Annotated in this window: 1 protein-coding gene; it reads left to right on the forward strand. The window is 46.9% G+C overall.

Features of this window, described 5'->3' with window-relative positions; genetic code table 11:
• Positions 1-258, forward strand: a 258-nt coding sequence (locus FQ668_RS27725) for a hypothetical protein (RefSeq protein ID WP_218570916.1), incomplete at both ends; no start/stop codon positions are given.

The raw sequence follows: 258 nt of genomic DNA on the forward strand, positions 1-258 counted from the left end.
AGCAAGATGAAAACGAGCTGAATGCACGTATCAAAGCCTCCAACTGGACTCGTGACATCATCAACAAGAGCGCGGAAGAAGTTGCACCTCGTCAACTTGCGACTATGGCGGCTGAGTTTATTAAATCAACGGCACCTGAGCACGTTACTTACCGCATTGTAAAAGATAAAGATCTGCTGACTGAAGGATGGGAAGGTATTTTCGCAGTAGGTCGTGGTTCTGAACGTACATCGGCAATGCTACAGCTCGATTACAACC

The organism is Pseudomonas sp. Kh14 (assembly GCF_900291005.1).
In the GTDB taxonomy this organism is placed as follows: domain Bacteria; phylum Pseudomonadota; class Gammaproteobacteria; order Pseudomonadales; family Pseudomonadaceae; genus Aquipseudomonas; species Aquipseudomonas alloputida.